General features: G+C 37.9%; 13 protein-coding genes and 1 pseudogene. 2 read left to right on the forward strand and 12 right to left on the reverse strand.

The window, feature by feature from the left end:
• The first annotated feature begins 462 nt into the window (after positions 1 to 462).
• On the forward strand, positions 463 to 1,470 hold the full coding sequence (locus tag QKW49_RS13185; protein WP_282863084.1) for an ABC transporter substrate-binding protein: 1,008 nt from the start codon (positions 463 to 465) through the stop codon (positions 1,468 to 1,470).
• A gap of 34 nt (positions 1,471 to 1,504) precedes the next feature.
• On the opposite strand, the pseudogene larC reads toward QKW49_RS13185, so the two are convergent.
• From larC to ltrA, 9 genes and pseudogenes are all read right to left on the reverse strand, one after another.
• Positions 1,505 to 2,784, reverse strand: a pseudogene (gene larC, locus QKW49_RS13190) (nickel pincer cofactor biosynthesis protein LarC).
• A 120-nt stretch (positions 2,785 to 2,904) separates the two neighbouring features.
• Positions 2,905 to 3,663: a nickel pincer cofactor biosynthesis protein LarB gene (larB, locus tag QKW49_RS13195; protein ID WP_282863085.1), complete on the reverse strand. Its 759-nt coding sequence runs from the start codon at positions 3,661 to 3,663 to the stop codon at positions 2,905 to 2,907.
• A gap of 51 nt (positions 3,664 to 3,714) precedes the next feature.
• Complete coding sequence (larE, locus tag QKW49_RS13200; protein ID WP_349239026.1) at positions 3,715 to 4,557, reverse strand: ATP-dependent sacrificial sulfur transferase LarE; 843 nt, start codon at positions 4,555 to 4,557, stop codon at positions 3,715 to 3,717.
• A gap of 550 nt (positions 4,558 to 5,107) precedes the next feature.
• A complete protein-coding gene (locus tag QKW49_RS13205; protein WP_282863087.1) occupies positions 5,108 to 5,392 on the reverse strand; it encodes a class I SAM-dependent methyltransferase in 285 nt (94 codons plus the stop codon).
• Positions 5,393 to 5,690: 298 nt separating this feature from the next.
• Positions 5,691 to 7,361, reverse strand: a complete 1,671-nt coding sequence (locus QKW49_RS13210; RefSeq protein ID WP_282863088.1) for a ribulokinase — start codon at positions 7,359 to 7,361, stop codon at positions 5,691 to 5,693.
• A gap of 110 nt (positions 7,362 to 7,471) precedes the next feature.
• Positions 7,472 to 8,656, reverse strand: coding sequence for a Xaa-Pro peptidase family protein (locus tag QKW49_RS13215; RefSeq protein ID WP_282863090.1), 1,185 nt, complete (start codon positions 8,654 to 8,656; stop codon positions 7,472 to 7,474).
• Positions 8,657 to 8,999: 343 nt separating this feature from the next.
• A complete protein-coding gene (locus tag QKW49_RS13220) occupies positions 9,000 to 9,986 on the reverse strand; it encodes a LacI family DNA-binding transcriptional regulator (RefSeq protein WP_282863093.1) in 987 nt (328 codons plus the stop codon).
• Between the two features lie 198 nt (positions 9,987 to 10,184).
• Positions 10,185 to 11,486: an ArgE/DapE family deacylase gene (locus QKW49_RS13225; RefSeq protein ID WP_282863094.1), complete on the reverse strand. Its 1,302-nt coding sequence runs from the start codon at positions 11,484 to 11,486 to the stop codon at positions 10,185 to 10,187.
• 249 nt (positions 11,487 to 11,735) lie between these two features.
• Positions 11,736 to 13,043 (reverse strand): group II intron reverse transcriptase/maturase, encoded by a 1,308-nt coding sequence (gene ltrA, locus QKW49_RS13230; RefSeq protein WP_282863095.1) that lies wholly within the window; start codon positions 13,041 to 13,043, stop codon positions 11,736 to 11,738.
• Between the two features lie 694 nt (positions 13,044 to 13,737).
• On the opposite strand from ltrA, the gene QKW49_RS13235 reads away from it, so the two are divergent.
• Positions 13,738 to 14,985 (forward strand): IS110 family transposase, encoded by a 1,248-nt coding sequence (locus QKW49_RS13235; RefSeq protein ID WP_282863096.1) that lies wholly within the window; start codon positions 13,738 to 13,740, stop codon positions 14,983 to 14,985.
• A 167-nt stretch (positions 14,986 to 15,152) separates the two neighbouring features.
• Here the strand turns inward: QKW49_RS13235 and QKW49_RS13240 are convergent, their stop codons facing one another.
• The 3 genes from QKW49_RS13240 to QKW49_RS13250 are packed head-to-tail and all read right to left on the reverse strand — an operon-like array spanning position 15,153 to position 18,720.
• The gene (locus tag QKW49_RS13240) at positions 15,153 to 16,223 is read right to left on the reverse strand and encodes a substrate-binding domain-containing protein (protein ID WP_282863097.1); all 1,071 of its coding nucleotides are present in this window, start codon (positions 16,221 to 16,223) and stop codon (positions 15,153 to 15,155) included.
• Between the two features lie 57 nt (positions 16,224 to 16,280).
• Positions 16,281 to 17,234 carry a ribose ABC transporter permease gene (locus QKW49_RS13245; protein ID WP_282863098.1) on the reverse strand — a complete coding sequence of 318 codons (954 nt, stop codon included), beginning with the start codon at positions 17,232 to 17,234 and terminating at the stop codon, positions 16,281 to 16,283.
• Positions 17,227 to 18,720 carry a sugar ABC transporter ATP-binding protein gene (locus tag QKW49_RS13250; RefSeq protein ID WP_282863099.1) on the reverse strand — a complete coding sequence of 498 codons (1,494 nt, stop codon included), beginning with the start codon at positions 18,718 to 18,720 and terminating at the stop codon, positions 17,227 to 17,229. Before QKW49_RS13250 ends, QKW49_RS13245 begins: the two co-directional genes overlap by 8 nt.
• Positions 18,721 to 19,085 lie beyond the last annotated feature (365 nt).

Here is a 19,085-nt window from a genome sequence, read left to right on the forward strand (position 1 = left end):
ATATTTTCTCTATGAATATATAATAAACATTGGATGTACCTTACATATTAGCTTTTCAAACCTCACTCTAGAAGTTTTTTATCAATCTTCTAATTTGGATTTATGTTAATAATGTTTTTACAACTTAGCCCAAGTATTCATAGGAGTTATTACTAATTCATATTAATTTCTTTTTTATGTATTATGAACTTTAAGTTAACTACTTTACATTAGTATTATATTAAATTCCCTACATATTTTAAATGTGTGGGGAATTTAATATAATACTAAATTTTTTGTATGGATAGCACATACAACCATCGGATTATGACACTCCATAAGAGAATTGGAAAACTTAATCAAAAGTAATAAATAAATCTAAATATATTCTTTGTTTTCATGAATTCCAGCCACACAGGTATCTTCATTGTCACCAAATTCTTAACTGAGAATATAATGTAATATCGAAAGGAGGTGATAGGAATGAAACAAAAAATTAGACTTGTATTGCTTCCTATCTTAATTATCAGCTTTATCGCATTAAACTTTAATGGATGCGCAAAAAAAGATCTTACAAAAGTACGGTTAAATGAAGTTACACACTCGGTCTTCTATGCTCCGCAATATGCTGCAATCAGCCAAGGATTCTTTGAAGAAGAAGGACTGGAAGTCGAACTTACCAACGGTGGCGGTGCCGACAAGGTTATGACCGCTCTGCTGTCTGGGCAGGCAGATATCGGTTTCATGGGACCCGAAGCAACATTATATGTTTATAATGAGGGAAAAGAGGATCATGCTGTTAACTTCGCACAGCTAACTAAAAGAGATGGTTCCTTCTTGTTAGCAAGAGAACCGGACCCTAACTTTTCATGGGATAAAGTAAAAGATACCCACATTATTGCCGGTAGAAAAGGCGGCGTGCCGGAAATGACATTAGAATATGTTATCCGCAAACATGGGCTGGTGCCTAACAAAGATGTTAATTGTGATACTACCATCCAATTCAACTTAATGGCTGGTGCTTTCACCGGTGGAACAGGCCATTATGTGGCATTATTCGAACCCACAGCCAGTATGTTAGAAAAAGAAGGCAAAGGTCACATCGTAGCTTCCATTGGTAAAGATAGCGGCGAACTTCCATATACGGTTTACTCCGCAAAGAAAAGTTACATAGAAAAGAATAAAGACATTATTCAAAAGTTTACCAACGCCATCTATAAAGGACAGCTGTGGGTTGAAAAAAGTTCTTATGAAGAAATCGCAAAAGCGATCAAACCTTTCTTCCCGGATGCTGAAGACCAACTGCTGGTGACAGTAGTAAAAAGATATAAAGACCAGGATACTTGGGCAAAAGACCCAGTTATGAAGCCGGAAGCCTTAGATCTTTTACAACAAATTATGTCTGAAGCAGGTGAACTTGATCAGAAAGTTCCATATCAAAAAGTGGTTACTACTGAATTTGCGGGAAACGCTATAAAAGAAGTGAAATAATGTATTTTTCCAGATGCTGTGCTAGTGTTGATTACTAGCACAGTTTTTTAGCAATTGAAACCACTAAATCATAAATATCTCTTAAAGGAACACCTGCAGCCTTAGCAAGTTTTTTGCAGTCTTCATATTCCGGTATATATTTTTTAATCTCTCTTAATGAAGAAACTTTTACGGCCGCATCGCCATACGGAGTCGGAACGTTTATGATTTCTCTGTTCATACATATTCTTTCGGTCTTATACTTTCGAATCCCTATAGTAGTGGTCTCACTCAAGATAATGTTCTCCATTGTTTCGAGTCCTTCGTGTGAACAGATTACGCTGAGCTTTACTGCAGGCCGATTTTTTTTCATGTAAATAGGTGTATAAAATACGTCCAGAGCCCCTCCATCAAGCAATTTGCTCATCACATACCCTGCAACCTCTCCTGTCATATCATCAATATTACTCTCTATGACCACTACCTCATTGCTTAGTTTTTTTTTTCTTCTCCGAGAGTTACTCGTAAGAGGTTTGGTATTTCCATATTGCGTTTCCCTGTACCATACCCAACCTTATCCACCGTCATCTCCGGCATATCTCCAAACTCTTCTGCTAAAGCAGCGATGATTGCCGCTCCGGTAGGTGTAACCAATTCATTTTTTATACCTGTAGAATAAAAGGGTACTGATGCCTCCCTCAGGATTTCAAGTGTTGCCGGGGCAGGTATTGGAATCAGTCCATGCTGACATTTGATAAATCCGGTTCCATCATGTAAAGGTGAACTCATGATCTTATCTACTTCTAACATATTGATACAGATAGCAACACCAATAATATCAACAATCGAATCCAGTGCTCCTACTTCATGGAAATGGATTTTTTCTATTGTTGTACCATGTATCTTTGCTTCCGCTTGGGCTACTTTCATAAACATAGCTTTACTCAACTTCTTTACTCTTTCATCCAATGCGCTGTCATCGATTATTTTCTCTATATCATGTAAATTTCTATGTTCATGATGACTATGGACATGGTGTTGGTGCTGCACTTTTTCTTCATGATGGTGGTGATGATGATCATGGCTATGATCGTGTTTGTGCTCATGGTCATGCGGCTGGTGCTGCTCATGTTTATGCTCACCTAATACTACATTTACATCAGTGCCTTCTATCCCATTCTTTTTAGCTCTTGATATTTCAATGGTGAATCCCTCAACGTTCAATTTCTTCAGTTCATCTATTAATACGTCCTTGTCTATGCCTAAGTCAAGTAATGCCCCTAGCGTCATGTCTCCGCTGATGCCGGCAAAACAATCAAAGTATAGTATTTTCATATTATGTCCTCCTTTATTTAGTGAGGAGTAGGGAGTGATTAGTGAGGAGGTAGCCTGCTTTACTCTCCTTGCGCTCAACAAATTTAGAGCAGAAAATAAGGACTCTCCACTATCCACTCCTCACTCCCCACTCAATTTATTAATCATGCTAGCCAAATAAGCTGCCCCAAAGCCGTTATCAATATTAACCACGCCCACTCCACTTGCGCAGCTATTGAGCATACATAAAAGTGATGATAGTCCCCCAAAATTGGCACCGTACCCCACACTGGTAGGTACGGCAATCACAGGCTTGTCTACCAAACCACCCACAACACTCGCCAAAGCCCCTTCCATGCCTGCTACAACAATCAGCACATTCGCTTGCATGAGCACATCGGTCTTGGAGAGCAGTCGATGTATGCCCGCTACACCAACATCATAGAGTCGTTCTACCGTATTTCCCAGCGTTTCGGCTGTAACTGCCGCTTCTTCCGCAACTGGAATATCCGCAGTTCCACCGGTAACCACCAATATCTTTTTGCTGGTCTTAGGGATGTCTTTTTTCATAACTACAACCGTTCTTGCAAGTTCGTAGTATTCCGCATCATCCGTTACTTCTTTAATGGCTTCATATACCTCTTTACTCGCCCTGCTGGCAAGGATATTGTTATCTTTATACTCTATCATGTGTTTTACAATACCCTTAATATGTTCCAAAGACTTACCTGGGCAATAGATCACTTCCGGATAGCCATTTCTTATAGCACGATGGTGGTCTATCTTTGCGTATCCCAGGTCTTCATAAGGAAGTGTCTTTAGTTTCTCCAATGCGCTATCAATATCAAGTTCTTCATTCTTGACTTTTCCCAAGAGATCTCGCAATCTTTCGATATCCATTTTTCTCACCTTTTCATCAGTTTTTATAAGCCTATGCTGTTTCTCACATACCTATGATTTCTTTTCTGCTTCGGTTAATATTTCGTTCATACTTCCAGTCCTATATCCTTCTAGATCAAGTGTGACATAATTGAAACCTATTTGTTTAAATTCTCTTACCACTTCATCCAATAATCCCTCGCTAAAAAACCGCTTTCTATCTTCGGGGAGCACTTCGATTCTTGCAATTTCCCCATGATGCCTTACCCTAAATTGTCTAAAACCTAAATCTATTAGATACATTTCCCCTTGCTCTACCATCTCCAGCTTTTCTTTTGTAATTTTCGTACCGTAAGGAATCCTTGATGCGAGACAGGCAAAAGAGGGTTTATCCCATGTAGGTAAATCCATTTGCTTGGACAATTGTCTAACCTCTTCTTTTTTAAGTTGTGCTTCCTTTAACGGGCTCACCACTTTTAATTCCTTAATGGCCCTCATTCCGGGACGGAAATCATCATTATCATCAATATTAGATCCATCCGCTACATAAAGGATATTGTTATTTGTTGCTGCCTCTTTTATCATTGAAAAAATAGCATGTTTACAAAAATAGCAGCGGTCTTTTGTATTATCTACAAACTCTTTGATATTGTATTCATTGGCATCCATAATAATATGTTTGACTCCTAAACTTTCAGCAAAGCTTTTGGCTTCGTTGAATTCCCTTTGGGTATACATCGAAGACCGAACAGTAACCGCCATCGCCTTGTTTTCCAATACCTGATGTGCTGCAGCCAATAAAAATGTGCTGTCCACCCCTCCTGAGAATGCAACGCATAAACTTCCTAAGTCTTTTATATAATTCTTTAAATGATTATATTTGATTATTAAATCCAAGAGTATCTTCCTTTTCATAAAATTCATTTCCAATTTGCAGTTTAATTCCTTGATACATTATGTTAAAGGAATTAAACTATCAATAAGCGAAGATGAAGTACTTTTCTTGAGAAAACCATTCATGTTTGACCAAAGAGAATTCGGACGCGTCTTTGGAAGAAAAATGCTTCATCCTTGCCATTTTCTATAGTATAAATTATAAATTATTTTACACGTTTTGTATACATATGTATGTATGTGGAAAGTTTTTTGAGTATCATTTTCCTCCTGACACCATAAACATAGTGTAGATGCATAGTTTACATTCTCATCGTTATCCGTCTATAAAGCAGGCTATCCTTCTACCACCTTCTCCATCACTTTTCTTTAAGGCCCGCCTTTCTTCGGCACATTTAGAAAAAGCTTGCAGACAGTATTCATAAAATTTACAGCCAGTTGCAGTCTGCTTGTTCACTATGTCACAGTAAGAGATTCAGCAAGGCTTGAGATAAATGCCGGAACAGGCTTTGATGTCTTTACCATCAGTATCTGCCCCTCTGCTTCTATTGAATTTATGAAAAGAAGCTCGTTAAGGCGGTGAAAAATGAAGCAGTGAAAAAGAAATAAACGTAATGCCCATCAAAACAGCTGCAGATTGCAAATTGGCATCGAAATAAAGCACCCTGCCACCTTTTTTCAGAACCCGCCTCCATTCTGCCATTATTCTTTCAGGTTCTAGCAACGTCCACGCCATATCCCTTGAAATAACCATGTCAAAAGACTCATCCTCAAAGGGAAGATTTTCTTCTGTTAATAAAATACATTTGATATCTGCACAATATCGTGCCGCATTTTCATCAGCATACTTCAGCATTCAAACCCTACCCTTCAGAATTTAGGCACAAAATAAAAAATGCCTAAAAGCATATTGTTTTTAAACTTCAAAAAACAAAATGCCTTCAAGCACTCATATACTGTCTTCTTGACAGATCTACTATAATCAGTATAAATTAAATGCCGAAGTTTGTCAATTAATAAATCTAAAAGGGGTGTATAAAATGTATATAACCCATAATCTGAAAAATTACCGTCTAGTTTACAAGAGAAGAAATATGCCCCAAAAAACAACACTACTATTTTAATCAAAAATTATTTATAGCAATTACGCTACTTTAACCATTTAATTTCATATACTTAATTGCTTTTAAGTTTTTCATAACATTGTTTTCACTGCGTCCAAAATAATCGTGTAGTATTTTATATTCTTTAAACAGCATGTTATATATTTCAACATTTTCAGCAATGGGTTTGTAAACTGTATCTTTAATCTTCCCCATTCTTCTTATTGCATCACCTAAGTCTTTGAATCCGCTTTTTTCGCTTCCAGCAGCTATTGCTCCATAGATCGCACTTCCTAAAGCTCCTGATTGCGAGCTGCCGGAGATTTTAATATCACGGTTGCAAATATCCGAATAAATCTGCATTGTCATAGGATCCTTTGAAGCGATTCCACCAGCTGCATACAACTCATCCACAAACACTCCTGCCGACTCAAAAGCCTCTATGATCTGACGCGTTCCATAAGCTGTCGCTTCAATCAATGCACGATAGATTTCTTCCGATTTGGTCTGTAGTGTCATGCCAACAAGTATTCCACTCAAGTCAAAATCCATTAAAACAGAGCGGACTCCGTTCCACCAATCAAGTGCAATAAGTCCACTTTCACCAACTTTTAATTTTTCAGCCTTTTCTTGCAAATATTTGTAGATATTAATCCCTTTTTCCTTTGCATCATTATAGTACGATATTGGTAGACAATTTTCAACAAACCAGGAGAAATGATCTCCAACACAGCTTTGTCCTGCTTCATAAGCAAACAAACCCGGTAGAATGCCACCCTTTACTATACCACAGGTTCCTGGAACACCCACTTCGTTTTCACTGAGCAGCATATGACACGTTGATGTACCCATTATCATTAACATTTTTCCAGGACCATCAATTCTACATGCCGGTACAGATGCGTGCGCATCAATGATTCCAACGGCTACTGCCGTTCCCGGCTTTAATCCTGTCATAACAGCAATATCGTCTTTTATATACCCTGCGCACGAACCTAAAGGCTTTATCTGGTTAGATAATTTTTTTTCAACCAAATCTTCAAGTCTTGGATCGAGAGCTTTAAAAAACTTTTTTGAAGGGTACTGATTCAAATGATGCCATAATGCCTTATATCCTGCATTACATGCACTCCTTGCCTCTATGCCTGTCATCTGCCAAACCAACCAGTCACCGGCTTCAATGATTTTATCTGCTGCATCATATACTTCCGGTGCTTCCTTTATAATCTGCATTACTTTAGGTACAAGCCATTCACTAGATATCTTTCCGCCATAAAGTGAAATCCACTGTTCTTTCATCTTTAGGGCAGTTTCGTTAAGAATATCCGCACAATACTGGGCTGCATGGTGCTTCCAAAGCTTTACATATGCATGAGGTTCATCTTCAAATTCTGAGAGCATGCATAGGGGGATACCATTTGCTTTAACCGGTAGTATTGTACACGAAGTAAAATCTATACCAATCCCTATAATATCTTCATTAGATACTTGAGACAGCTTGATAACTTCTTTTACTGTCACTGATAATGCCTCAATATAATCTCGAGGGTGCTGCAGCGCCCAATCAATTCCTAACTTTTTACCGCTTGGCAAAACTGTATCTATTATTCCATGCGAGTATTCATATACACTTGTTGCGATCTCTTCACCAGTTAATACATCTACAATCAATGCTCTTGCGGATAAAGTACCAAAATCTACTCCTATTGAATATTTGCTCATAAAAACCAACATTCCTTTCATACATTAAAAACGTAAAATAGTTAATAACTTTCAAATTTACATCATTATCTTGTTAATTTCGTTATATCCTGGGTACTATTTCTGTTATATTATAATTCAATAATTTCTCTTCTGTAATTTGAAAACTCTTCTACCCCATTGGTAAGAATACGCACACCATCTTCAAATCTCAAACCCATACCTTCCTCCGGTTTACCCAGAAATATGCAAGTACAAAATGTCATGTTTTCTTTTAGTATCCATTCTGAGTTAGATTCCATCCACGGCGGTTCTCCTTCCATTAGGCCAGTGCCATGACATGGACCATAAAGAAGCCAATCCCTATAACCAATACGCTCCATCTCACTATAGTATGCATCCGTAACACTAGAGGCCGGAATACCTGCTCTTAATGTTCTTAGTACGGCTTGCTGCGCTGCTAGTCCCGCTTTCATCAAATCTCTTATTTTTTCTGGCGCTTCTCCAAATATAACAGGCCTTCCAATAGTAGAGACGTATCCGGCAACCCGCACTCCTATTTGGATCTGGATTAACTCGCCTATTGTTAGGACTTTATTACGTGCACGGCTGATAGCCTGCTCAGACCCATTTCCGCAGAGCACCCAGAAAGGATATGCTTCAGATTCCGCACCCAATTCATGCATTATCCCTAAGGCTAATCCTCTTACCTGAGTCTCAGTCATTCCAGGCTTAATATTTTCAAGCATCCTTCCAAAAGTAAGTTCACATATTCTATACGCTTCCCGCATACATCTAAGTTCATTTTCAGTTTTTATAGCTCTCATATCTGTCAAAATTCTGTCAGCCTTAAATATCTCTACTTCACCATAGCATTTTACAGCATCCGACAATGCCTTGAAAATCGTATGAGGAATCAAACTCCATCCTGCAATTCCAATTTTCAGTGCTTTATTCCCACCAAGTGCTTCCTCAAGCACAGTATTGAAAGTATCTAGTTTTGTTCCCGGGTATTCCGGATCTGACGATTCTCTGAAAACAAGCAATCTTCTTATTTTTTTAATTTTTGATCTATCGCTGGCATATGTCAGACTTTCCGGACCAATAATAAGTATAGGGTCGCCTTCCTTTGGAATTAATACTCCAGATGTTTCAAAAGATGGCCAGTAATCCGACAGGTAGCGAATAAACTGAGGTTCTGCTTCATTACCGAAGGCTAGCAGAACATCCATATCTTCTTTTTTCATCTGCTTTTGTACTTTAGCTATACGATCCGAAAATTCTTCTATCGGAATGGAAAATTCATATTTTGTCATAAAAAAAACTCCTTTTCTACCTATGATTTCAACCATCATATCCATACAGTGCCTACCGAACATTTTAAAATCAACACACTTTATCACTAAATGCCTCGTACTTCCTTTTGAAATGCCTGATCTCGATGTTGAACCCGTATAGATAAAATTTACTCCTTATTCTTTGGCAGCTTTTTAAGCTTCCACACTATTATCTCTTTTAAAGTTAAATATTCTAAATGATATTCTTTCCCTAGTCAGAATATCGTTTGATTTGCTCATATACTCAAGTATATTACAACTTACTCGAGTATACTTTTCGCATAATAAAACGTCTATGTAAAAAAGTTGTCTGAATAATTCTTTATATATATCCATTATTGCATTCTATAAATGCCGGTACAATCTCAATTCTATTCTCGCTCTTTTCTCCTTTAATTTCAGAAATCAATCGATTGAAAGCCCTTTCTGCAATTTCATTCTCAGGTTGGATTACTTTTGGTATATTTTTGAAAGCAAAGTCCGCCTCCATAAATTTTTCGAAACCTATTATATTTTCTATCGCAACTTCATTTTCATACAATGCCTTAATGACACCATAAATAAAATAATTCGTAGAAATGAATATTGAATCAAAAGAAATATCATTATCCTTAACTAATTTACACATCTTTTCATATGCAACTTTTTCATCATAGATTTCGTATATGACTCTCCTTGAATCAAAATCTAAATTGTTCTTCGCAAGTGCATTTTTATATCCTTTTAATCTTTCAACCACACTAAAATCTTCCGGATCCCCAGCTAAGAACAGTATTTCTCTTGCTCCCTTTTTTATTATTAGTTCTATCGCTTGCTGCGTAATTTCTTTATTATTTATTATTATTGACGGATATTTATCATTTTTGACTTTACGGTCAAAACAGACAATCGGATAGGAATAGTTACCTTTAATTGACCTAGTATACGATACGGGTGATATAAGTACGCCGTCAATCATTCTACTTTGCAGCATAAGAAGGATATTATCCTCTTTTTCAACCTGTTCTTCTGCAGCACAAATTATTAGATTGTATCCGGATAAATATGACTTTTTCTCTAAAGATTTAATTATATTGATATAAAACGTATTTGCAATATCAGGCACTACTATAGCTATTGTTCCAGTCCTACCAGTCTTTAAGGATTTTGCAATGATATTAGAAACATAACCCATTTCCTTTGCAGTATCTCGTACTAGCTTAATAGTTTCTTCCTTATATTTATGAGTATCCAATTTATTATTAAGTATATTTGAAACGGTACACCTAGAAATATTAAGTTTTTTAGCAATTTCCTTCATTGAAACCATTATATCTGCTCCATAAGTGCTTATAAAAGTTTATGCACTATTTATTATACTATTTTTACTTCATTCTAATCTACTCAAGTAAATTATATACTTGTTTAATACAATTTTTCAAGTGATATTAAAATAAAGTGTATTCTGATCATACGAGTGTAAGTTCTTTCTCCAAACACAGAAATTTGCAATTTTATTTGATGATATTTAATTAACTTGATTAGTCCAATTAAGAATAGTTTTTGCCAATATCTTTATAGCGTTTAAGTATTGATTTATATCTACAAATTCATCAATGCTGTGTGCATTCCGCATATTGCCAGGTCCAAATAGGATTGTCGGAATGTTCCCATTGTTCTGTAAATGTCTTGCATCCGCGCCACTTGGCAGACCGGATATGATATGACTTCCTGTAATATCTTCACAAGCAGAAGACATTATATCAATCAAGGGACACTTGCTGTCAATTAAGTGGGGCATCACACTTAAGTACCAGTTTAAATCTACAGGATTGAGCTTAAGCCATTCGTCTCCATTACAGATATTTCTAATACACTGCTCCACTTCTTGCTTAACCTCTTCTCCATTCACCTTTACCTCAACACCGTCTTCATTTATCTCTGTAGGCAAATACTTAATGTCTAAGTATAATGCACATGTTCCAGGTACAGTTGCAGCAGAAATACCTCCCTCAATTTGACCTACGGTTATAGTAGGAGATGGCAACAATGGATTTTTCTTTGTTGCAAGCCATTGACATTCCAGCTCTTTTAGTCCTTGGATGATTTTTATTGCTTTTTCAATCGCATTTACTCCGCTCCATTTAAAACATGCATGTGAAGGTTTCCCATATACCGTTATTTTAAGCAGAAAGACACCACGACTTGCGCAGAATAGTTGAAGGCCTGTTGGCTCGGTCACAATAGCAGCATCTGCAGTATATCCTTTTGCTACACAAGCCAATGTTCCGTTCCCCCCACCTTCTTCGTCTACAACAGATTGAATGATAATATCTCCTTTATGTTCAAAACCTAAGTCATTAATATATTTAGTTGCTAAAATCATAGCAGCAACACCTGCTTTCATATCACAGGCACCTCTGCCAAATATCTTTCCATCAATGACTTCTCCGCTGAGTGGATCGTGTTTCCACTTTTTCAGATCATCTAATGGAACTGTATCAATATGCCCATTTAGTATCAGCGTTTTTCCATTCCCTGTTCCCTTACTGATGGCCACAAGGTTTGGACGGTTTTCATAGTAATGCCCCGGATTGTAATCGGGAAATGATGCAATCTCTTCATTCTCAGGTTCAAACAAGTGTGTCTCAAATCCCCATTGCTGTAACTCTCTTTCAAGCCATTTTTGAGCTTCAAATTCGTTTCCATCTACTCCCTGATTCTTAAAAGTACTATCAAAGGATATTAACTTCTGTAAAAAAGTTATCGCATGATTTGCATTAGATTCTATATATTCCATTAACTTTTCTTGATTCATGTTTATATCCATTCCTTTCGCTTCGCTCAAGGCACAAAACGTAATGAAAAGTGCTTTTGAGCGTTATTTGTTTTATAATTAAGTCCATAGGGATTTCGGTAAACTACAAATCACGGGGAGGTGAGTGGGCTATCTGACTTATCAGATGACCGTATGTTTATATGTGTAGATCGCCTTTTCGTGAGTAAGCAGAGCCGTTACCGACTTTGCTCCTCTTTGAACCGTACGTGCGCAACTAACGCATACGGCTCCCCAACAACTTTACGCGTTATTTGCAATTAGGCTTACATATATCTTTGGATTAGCTATTGGGAAGGTTTTTAACAATCCATCCCGAAATGCATCCCAAGTATAGCTTTTCCTCTCGCTTCTTCGGTTCAGCCACTTAAACAGTAGATTAACTATCATGAATCGGAATTTCGCAATACTTTCAAAGTTATCTGTAACTCCGTAGTAATGATAGTGCCCCAGCAGCGATTGGTTAAATCTGGTAATTATATCTTTGACAGACCAATCTCGGTGCTCCTTTAACCACAGATTCAGCTTTTTCAGTTTTGCTGTAGTTTTCTTGCGGCACGATATCACCTTGACACGAAAGAATCTTTTCTTAGTGTCCATGCTACAATAGAAAGTAAAACCAAGGAAATCAAACGTTTCTGGTTTTCCCTCGCTCCTTGCTGCCCGGTCTTTTTCCGCAAACCTACCAAATTCCAATATCCGTGTCTTTTCTTCCGCTAATTCAAGTCCGAACTTCGTAAACCGTTTCGGTAGCTCCTTGTAGAACTTTTCTGCATCCTCTTTGTATTGAAAGCAACATACAAAATCATCACAATATCGGATAATATATGCATCCCCTCGGCACTCTTTGCTTATCTTTATGGTAAACCACAAGTCAAGTACATAGTGTAAATAGATGTTTGCAAAGATTGGAGATGCAGCTGAGCCCTGCGGGCTGCCGACTTCATGTTCCAGTAATTCCCCTCCATCTAGCACATCTGCTTTCAGCATCTTCTTGATAAGATCGATAAATTTTCTGTCAGCTATGTCATGTTCCAGAAATTGAATCATCCACTCATGGTCTATGGTGTCAAAGAATGACCGAATATCTGCCTCTACTACATAACCTACATTCTTGCGGATACATTCTATCAGCTTCCGTACTGCCTGATGGCAATTCTTTTCAGGTCGGAATCCATAGGAAAATTCATAGAACTTTGGCTCATATATTACAGATAAAATTTCGGCAACCCGATTTTCCACTAACTTATCCTCGTAGCAAGAAATTCCCAATGGTCTCTTTTTCTTGCTTCCCGGCTTATCTATATAGACCCTTCGTGTGGGTTGCGGTTGGTACGCTTGTCTTTTCATACGCAAAACTAGCTGTTCAATATTTTCCTCCAGGTTCTTAGCATACTCATCCTTGCTCACTTTGTCGATGCCTTTAGCCTTCTTGCCATCCATTCTTCGATGAATTTGTTTTAGACTAGCTTCGTCAATAAAATGTGCTAGATTTTGTACTTTTACGTTCCTTTTTGCAATTTCGCTTATCCTGTGCAGTTCTATTGTCATTCTTGTTCAGCTCCTGTCTGGAATAAAATTTCATTGCACAGTTCAGTTGTTGCTACCCCCTTCCCTCTATCCGCTTTCACGGACTTCTACAGTACTATGAGGTAGTCGGACTCCCTGTTGAGCGTCTGGTTGGCTCATCTTTGTAGGATTTGCTTCTCCATACTGCCAATGGCAGACTCAGCAGGGTCTCATCTGTTCTCCTGAATCCCTCTACATCCTCGCCGAGCTTTTAAACCCCGGAAGAGCCAACATACACTCACCATTTCGTATATGTTGATGCTGCCTGCTGTCTGCTTGACGACATCGGCCTCTTCGTCATTTTATTTATTTCGTGGCTAAATCGCTTCAACTTTCGCTTTCGGCTCGGTCTGTTTCCTGTCCTACGCTTAATACTGACGTTACCGTTTTGCATCCAAGGACTAGGTACAGGCTGCTGGTTAGACTTTACCTGGTGGATATTTCCACTGTGATTCAGAAGCTTACAATTGCTTCCTTGTTATATTCAAAAGCAAGTGGAACGCTTGCGGAGTATCCCCCCCGCTGCATTCGCAGCTCGCACCAAGCACAAATAAGTGTACCTTTGAGTACGTAACCTTATCTTTGTTTAAACAATCTCGTTTATATGCTAGGCGTTCAGTCAATGCCGTATCCCCCTATAATTCTTGCGAGCTTTCCAGTTCAGAAAGGAGTCCCTATGGCTTTAAAAATTGTGTACAAAGTCTGCTGTGGGATTGATGTTCACAAAACTTTTGTTGTTGCCTGTATCGCTTCCACCAACAATCAAGGTGTTACCACCTACAAGCGCCACCGCTTTTCCACTTACACTAAAGGTTTGAAAGAGCTGTTACAATGGCTGCTTGAATTTAACTGTAAGGATGTCTGTATGGAATCTACAGGAAAGTACTGGATTCCAGTGTACAACGTCTTGGAAGAAAACTGTTCTATTGTACTTGCACATCCTAAGTATGTTAAGGCTATTCGTGGTAAAAAGACTGACAAGAAAGATGCTAAATGGATTGCTGACCTGTTTAAGCATGATCTTGTTGCCGGTAGCTTTATGCCTCCTGCGGATATCCGCCAGCTTCGTGACCTAATGCGCTATCGTTACAAACTAACCTGCTTTATGTCCAGCGAAAAGAATAGACTCCAAAACTGTCTCACGGTTTCCAATATTCAATTGGGAAACGTTGTATCGGACACTTTTGGTAAAAGTTCTAAAAGAATTCTGGATAAGATTCTTGAAAATCCTCAGGATACTTCCTTTGATATAGAACCTTTAATTCATAGCTCTATGAAAGGTAAAATCCCTGAATTAGAGCTCGCCATTGACGGCTATATTACACCGGAACAGGCTGGTAAATTAAAGATTATCAAAAAGCATTTTGAAGATTTGGAATCCCGGAAAACAGAGCTAGAAGAACTGATTCTTGCGCTCGCCAGTCCCTATCAGCAAAAACTCGACCTAATTCTAACCGCTCCATCCTTTAAGAACATTTTCTCTGCAATTACAGTTATCTCAGAGATTGGTGTTAATATGGAGTCTTTTCCTTCGGCGAAACACTTATGTTCTTGGGCAGGTCTTACGCCTACCAATAATGAAAGTGCAGGGAAGAAAAAGTCTGTCCGGGTTTCCAAAGCCGGATGCTACATCAAGCCACTTTTGGTTCAATGCGCCAACTCAGTGGTCAAAAGTGAAAAGCATCCTGAAATACGTAACCGCTACCTCCGCCTCAGGAAACGCCGCGGTCACAAGAAGGCAATCATTGCAATAGCAAGAATGCTTCTAACAGCATTATACAACATGTTGAAGAATAATGAACCATATAATGCTGAACTTTATAGGAAATCTGACATTATTCCTGCCAATCGCGAGATTACAGTGGAGCAGGCTATATTAATAGCAAAATTCCAAGGTTATAGAATTAAGTCAGCTACTGAATAACCTTAATTTTTCAATATTAAATTTTTTGACTAGCGAAAGGTGGTCTATTTGGTATGCCCTCTAATCTGGTTAAGTGCTCTTTTATTCTTTTTCAACCTTCACCTCAGATTTAAAATGGAGCGGACGGAAATCCGCTCCGTTTTTATTAAATAGAATCGTCCTTTTTACTAATTTTCCAACTGCTCCAACCAGTACCAATCATCTTTTGATACCCCTTTTAAGATCTTATCGGTCTGACTGAGATTGGACTTATCGATAATAGTATTTCGTTCTTTGATTATCTCCGGAACTTTCTCACCATTGAGATAACGACTGGCTATATCAATTGCAATATATCCCTGTATATAACCAGGAGTACCATTTGTAGCACCGAGTTTACTATCAGCTATTGCTTTCAGTGCTTCTTCAGTACCATCATTACCCATTATAAAGATATCCCCTAATTTCCCGGCAGCTTCAATCGCTTGCATTGCACCAAGGGCCATTTCATCATTCGCAGCATATACCGCATTAATTTCATCATAAGTTTGAAGCATATTCTCTGTTACCGACATGGCCGTTGCTCTGTCATAGTTAGCCGGCTGCGAGGCCAGAAGCTTAATATCAGGATATTGTTTCAAAGCTTCAACAAAACCTCTTGATTTTTCACGACTTGTCTCCTGGCCAAGAATTCCTTGAAGCTCTACCACGTTACCTTTACCTTCAAGGACTTTTCCGATATAGGTACCGCCATTAAATCCAGACTCATAGCTATCAAATACAATTGCACATTCAATCCTGCCACCTGTAGGACTTTCAGCAGTGGTGAACACAGGAATATTTGCCTCGTTAGCCGCTTCGATTCCAGTCACAATACCGGTTGTATCTACAGCCTGTACAATGATTGCATCTACGCCTTGTGCAATGAAGTCTTCAATTTGTTGAACTTGCTTAGCGACATTATTGTCACCACCCAACATCGTCAATGTCAAACCTCTCTCCGAAGCAGCCAATTCCGCTCCCTCTTTCATACCCACAAAGAATGGATTATTCAGCGTTGGACACGTATAACCTATTTTATATTCTTTAGGGGTATTCTCTTCCTGAGCAGCATCACTTGTGTCTGTAGAGCTTTGTGAATCGGTATTAGGGGTCTGTGATTTTGCGCTCTCATTCTGTGTCGTTGTCGAATTACAACCTACAAAAAACACAGACATCACCACAAAAGTGCTTAATACAACCGCAATAAACTTTTTCATAATATCTCTCCTTTATATTTAAATTATATAAATAAGCTATCATAGCATTTGCGCAAGCTATGATTCGCTATTTATTCTTGTCTGGATAAACCGATCAAATAATACTGCTAACAGGACTACAACGCCCGTCACAATATTTTGATAATATGAATTGATATTAAGTAGATTTAAAGCATTGTTTAAGATACCAATAATTACTGCACCAACTAAAGTGCCCCATATTCCGCCCTGACCGCCAGAAAGGCTTGCACCGCCAATAACCGCCGCCGTAATAGCTTGCATTTCATAACCACTTCCTAACGAGGGTACACCTGAAGACAGTCGTGACGTATAGATTACTGCGGTAAGCGCCGACAAGGCCCCTGAAACAATATATACAACAGTTTTAACTTGTGACACCTTAATACCTGCCACTTTAGAAGCTCGTTCATTACCGCCGATGGCATAAACATATCTTCCAAATTTAGTTCTCGACATCACGAATGCTGATAATCCAAAGATAATTAGCATTAGAATTACCGGCGCTGGAATTCCTATGATATTCCCTTGGCCAATTTGCTTAAAACCCTCGTTGCTCAAAGGAATCGGACTGGCATTTGTGAACACTAGTGTTGCTCCTGTACAAATGGAACTGGAGGAGAGCGTAATGATAAATGGCGCAATTCCTGTCTTAGATGTGATAAATCCATTGATAAATCCGATAATCAAGCCTGTTGTGATTGGTACTATAATAGCTAACATAATACTGTTTGTCGACGATAATACACTTGCTGATAAACATCCGGTTAGCGCCACAATACCACCAACAGAAAGGTCTATGCCTCCCGAAATAATCACCATTGTCATTCCTACACTAATAATTGCATTTAAAGAAATCTGTCTGCCAACATTCATCAAATTTCTAAAAGTGAAGAATCTATCCGTCAAAATGGACATGACAATAAGAAAGAAAACCAAAATTGCCAATGTCGCATATTTTCGAGCAACAAACCAAAATTTTCTTCTATCCATGTTGATATCCTCCAGTAGCATAAAACATAATTTTTTCTTGGGTTATTCCTTCATTCTTCGTCTCAAAAACAATCTTACCTTTATACATTACAGCAATTCTGTCGCTCATACCAAGTACCTCAGGAACTTCTGAAGAGATTAATACAACCGCTTTATTATTTTCCAAAAGATAGTTTATAATATTATAGATATCAATCTTTCCATTTACGTCAACACCTCTTGTGGGTTCACACATAAGGATGACATTAGGGTTTGTAGCTAATATTTTTGATAAAACTACCTTCTGCTGATTTCCTCCCGAAAGAAGTACCGCCTTCTTATGGATAGAATCCGTCTTAATCTTATAATCTTCTATACTTTTTTCGGAAATCTTCTTTTCGGCTAAACTGTTAATAACACCAATAAAATTATGAACCGGTGCCCATGGAGAAAGTCCTATGTTTTCCTTAATGGACATGGGAAGAATAAGTCCCTCATCTTTTCTGCTTTCTGTCACTAAACTTAAATTCCTAGAAATAGAATTTCGTGGAGACAAGTGAGTATATTTTTCTCCATTAATAAATATTTCTCCCTCTTCAACTTTAGAGATTCCATAAATGCCTCGCGCAAGTTGAATTTGCCCCGCACCTACAAGACCCGCAATCCCCAGAACCTCACCTTCTCGTACTTGAATGTTGATATTAAAGTAATTCCTTTTATCGCTTAAATTTCTTGTTTCCAGTACAACTTTTCCAGTCTTAAACGCCTTTTTGGGATAATAATTATCAATTTTTTGCCCAACCATAGATTCTACAACTGTGCTAACCGGAACACAAGTTTTTAAGTTTTCCACTACCTTACCATCACGCAGTACACAAATACGTTGAGCAACCTTATATATCTCTTCTAACCGATGTGATATATAAATCAAACTTTTCCCTGCAGCTCTGAGGTTATCCATGATATGAAACAATCTGCTTGTTTCTTCTAGGCTTAAAGCGGCTGTAGGTTCATCCATGATAATGATATCTGCATCTTGAGATAAAACCTTCGCTATTTCAACTACCTGCTGCTCTGCAACTGAAAGTTGGCTGATTAATACTGTTGGTTGAATAGAAATTCCAAGTTGGCTTAATAAAACTTCTGCTTCTTGATTCATTTGAGCTTCATCGATTTGTAAATGAGTTGTTTTTTCTCTTCCAAGGAAAATATTCTGTGTTACTGTAAGATTTGGGATTAGATTCAATTCCTGATGAATAATACTTATTCCTAATTCCTGTGCTTTTTTAGGACTAGTAATCTCAACCTTTTTACCCTTGACTTCAATTGATCCACTGTCCATCTTATATACACCGGATAAGATTTTCATTAATGTACTTTTGCCAGCTCCATTTTCACCAACCAACGCAAGGCATTCTCCGACATATAGTTCAATAGAAACATCATTTAACACGTTGTTTCCCATAAACGCTTTGTAAATATTATTCACTCTTAAAAGTGGCTCCAACTAAAGTTTCACCTCCCAATAAGATTTTATACTCGAGTACATTATAATTATATATTAATGTACTCGAGTATATTTGTCAATATAAATCTGTACAATTTTCTTAGTTTATTTATATGCACTTAGAATCACAATTACATAGTAAAAGTGATTCAAGAGTTGCCTTTCTTAATTCTAATTAAAAAAGTAGCTTTTTAAGTTAAAATAGGATTATAGATAAAAAACTCTAAAAGTAAAAATTGGAGCACGGAAGTAGGAATGCTACTTGGGGACGGTTGGTCTGTGGCATATGCTTTTCATGCTACTGAGGAACTGTCCCCATGTGGCATTCCGGCAAGAATATTTCTAACTTTACAATTAACTATCTA

It is taken from the genome of Petroclostridium sp. X23 (genome assembly GCF_030013905.1).
Classification (GTDB): Bacteria; Bacillota; Clostridia; order SK-Y3; family SK-Y3; genus X23.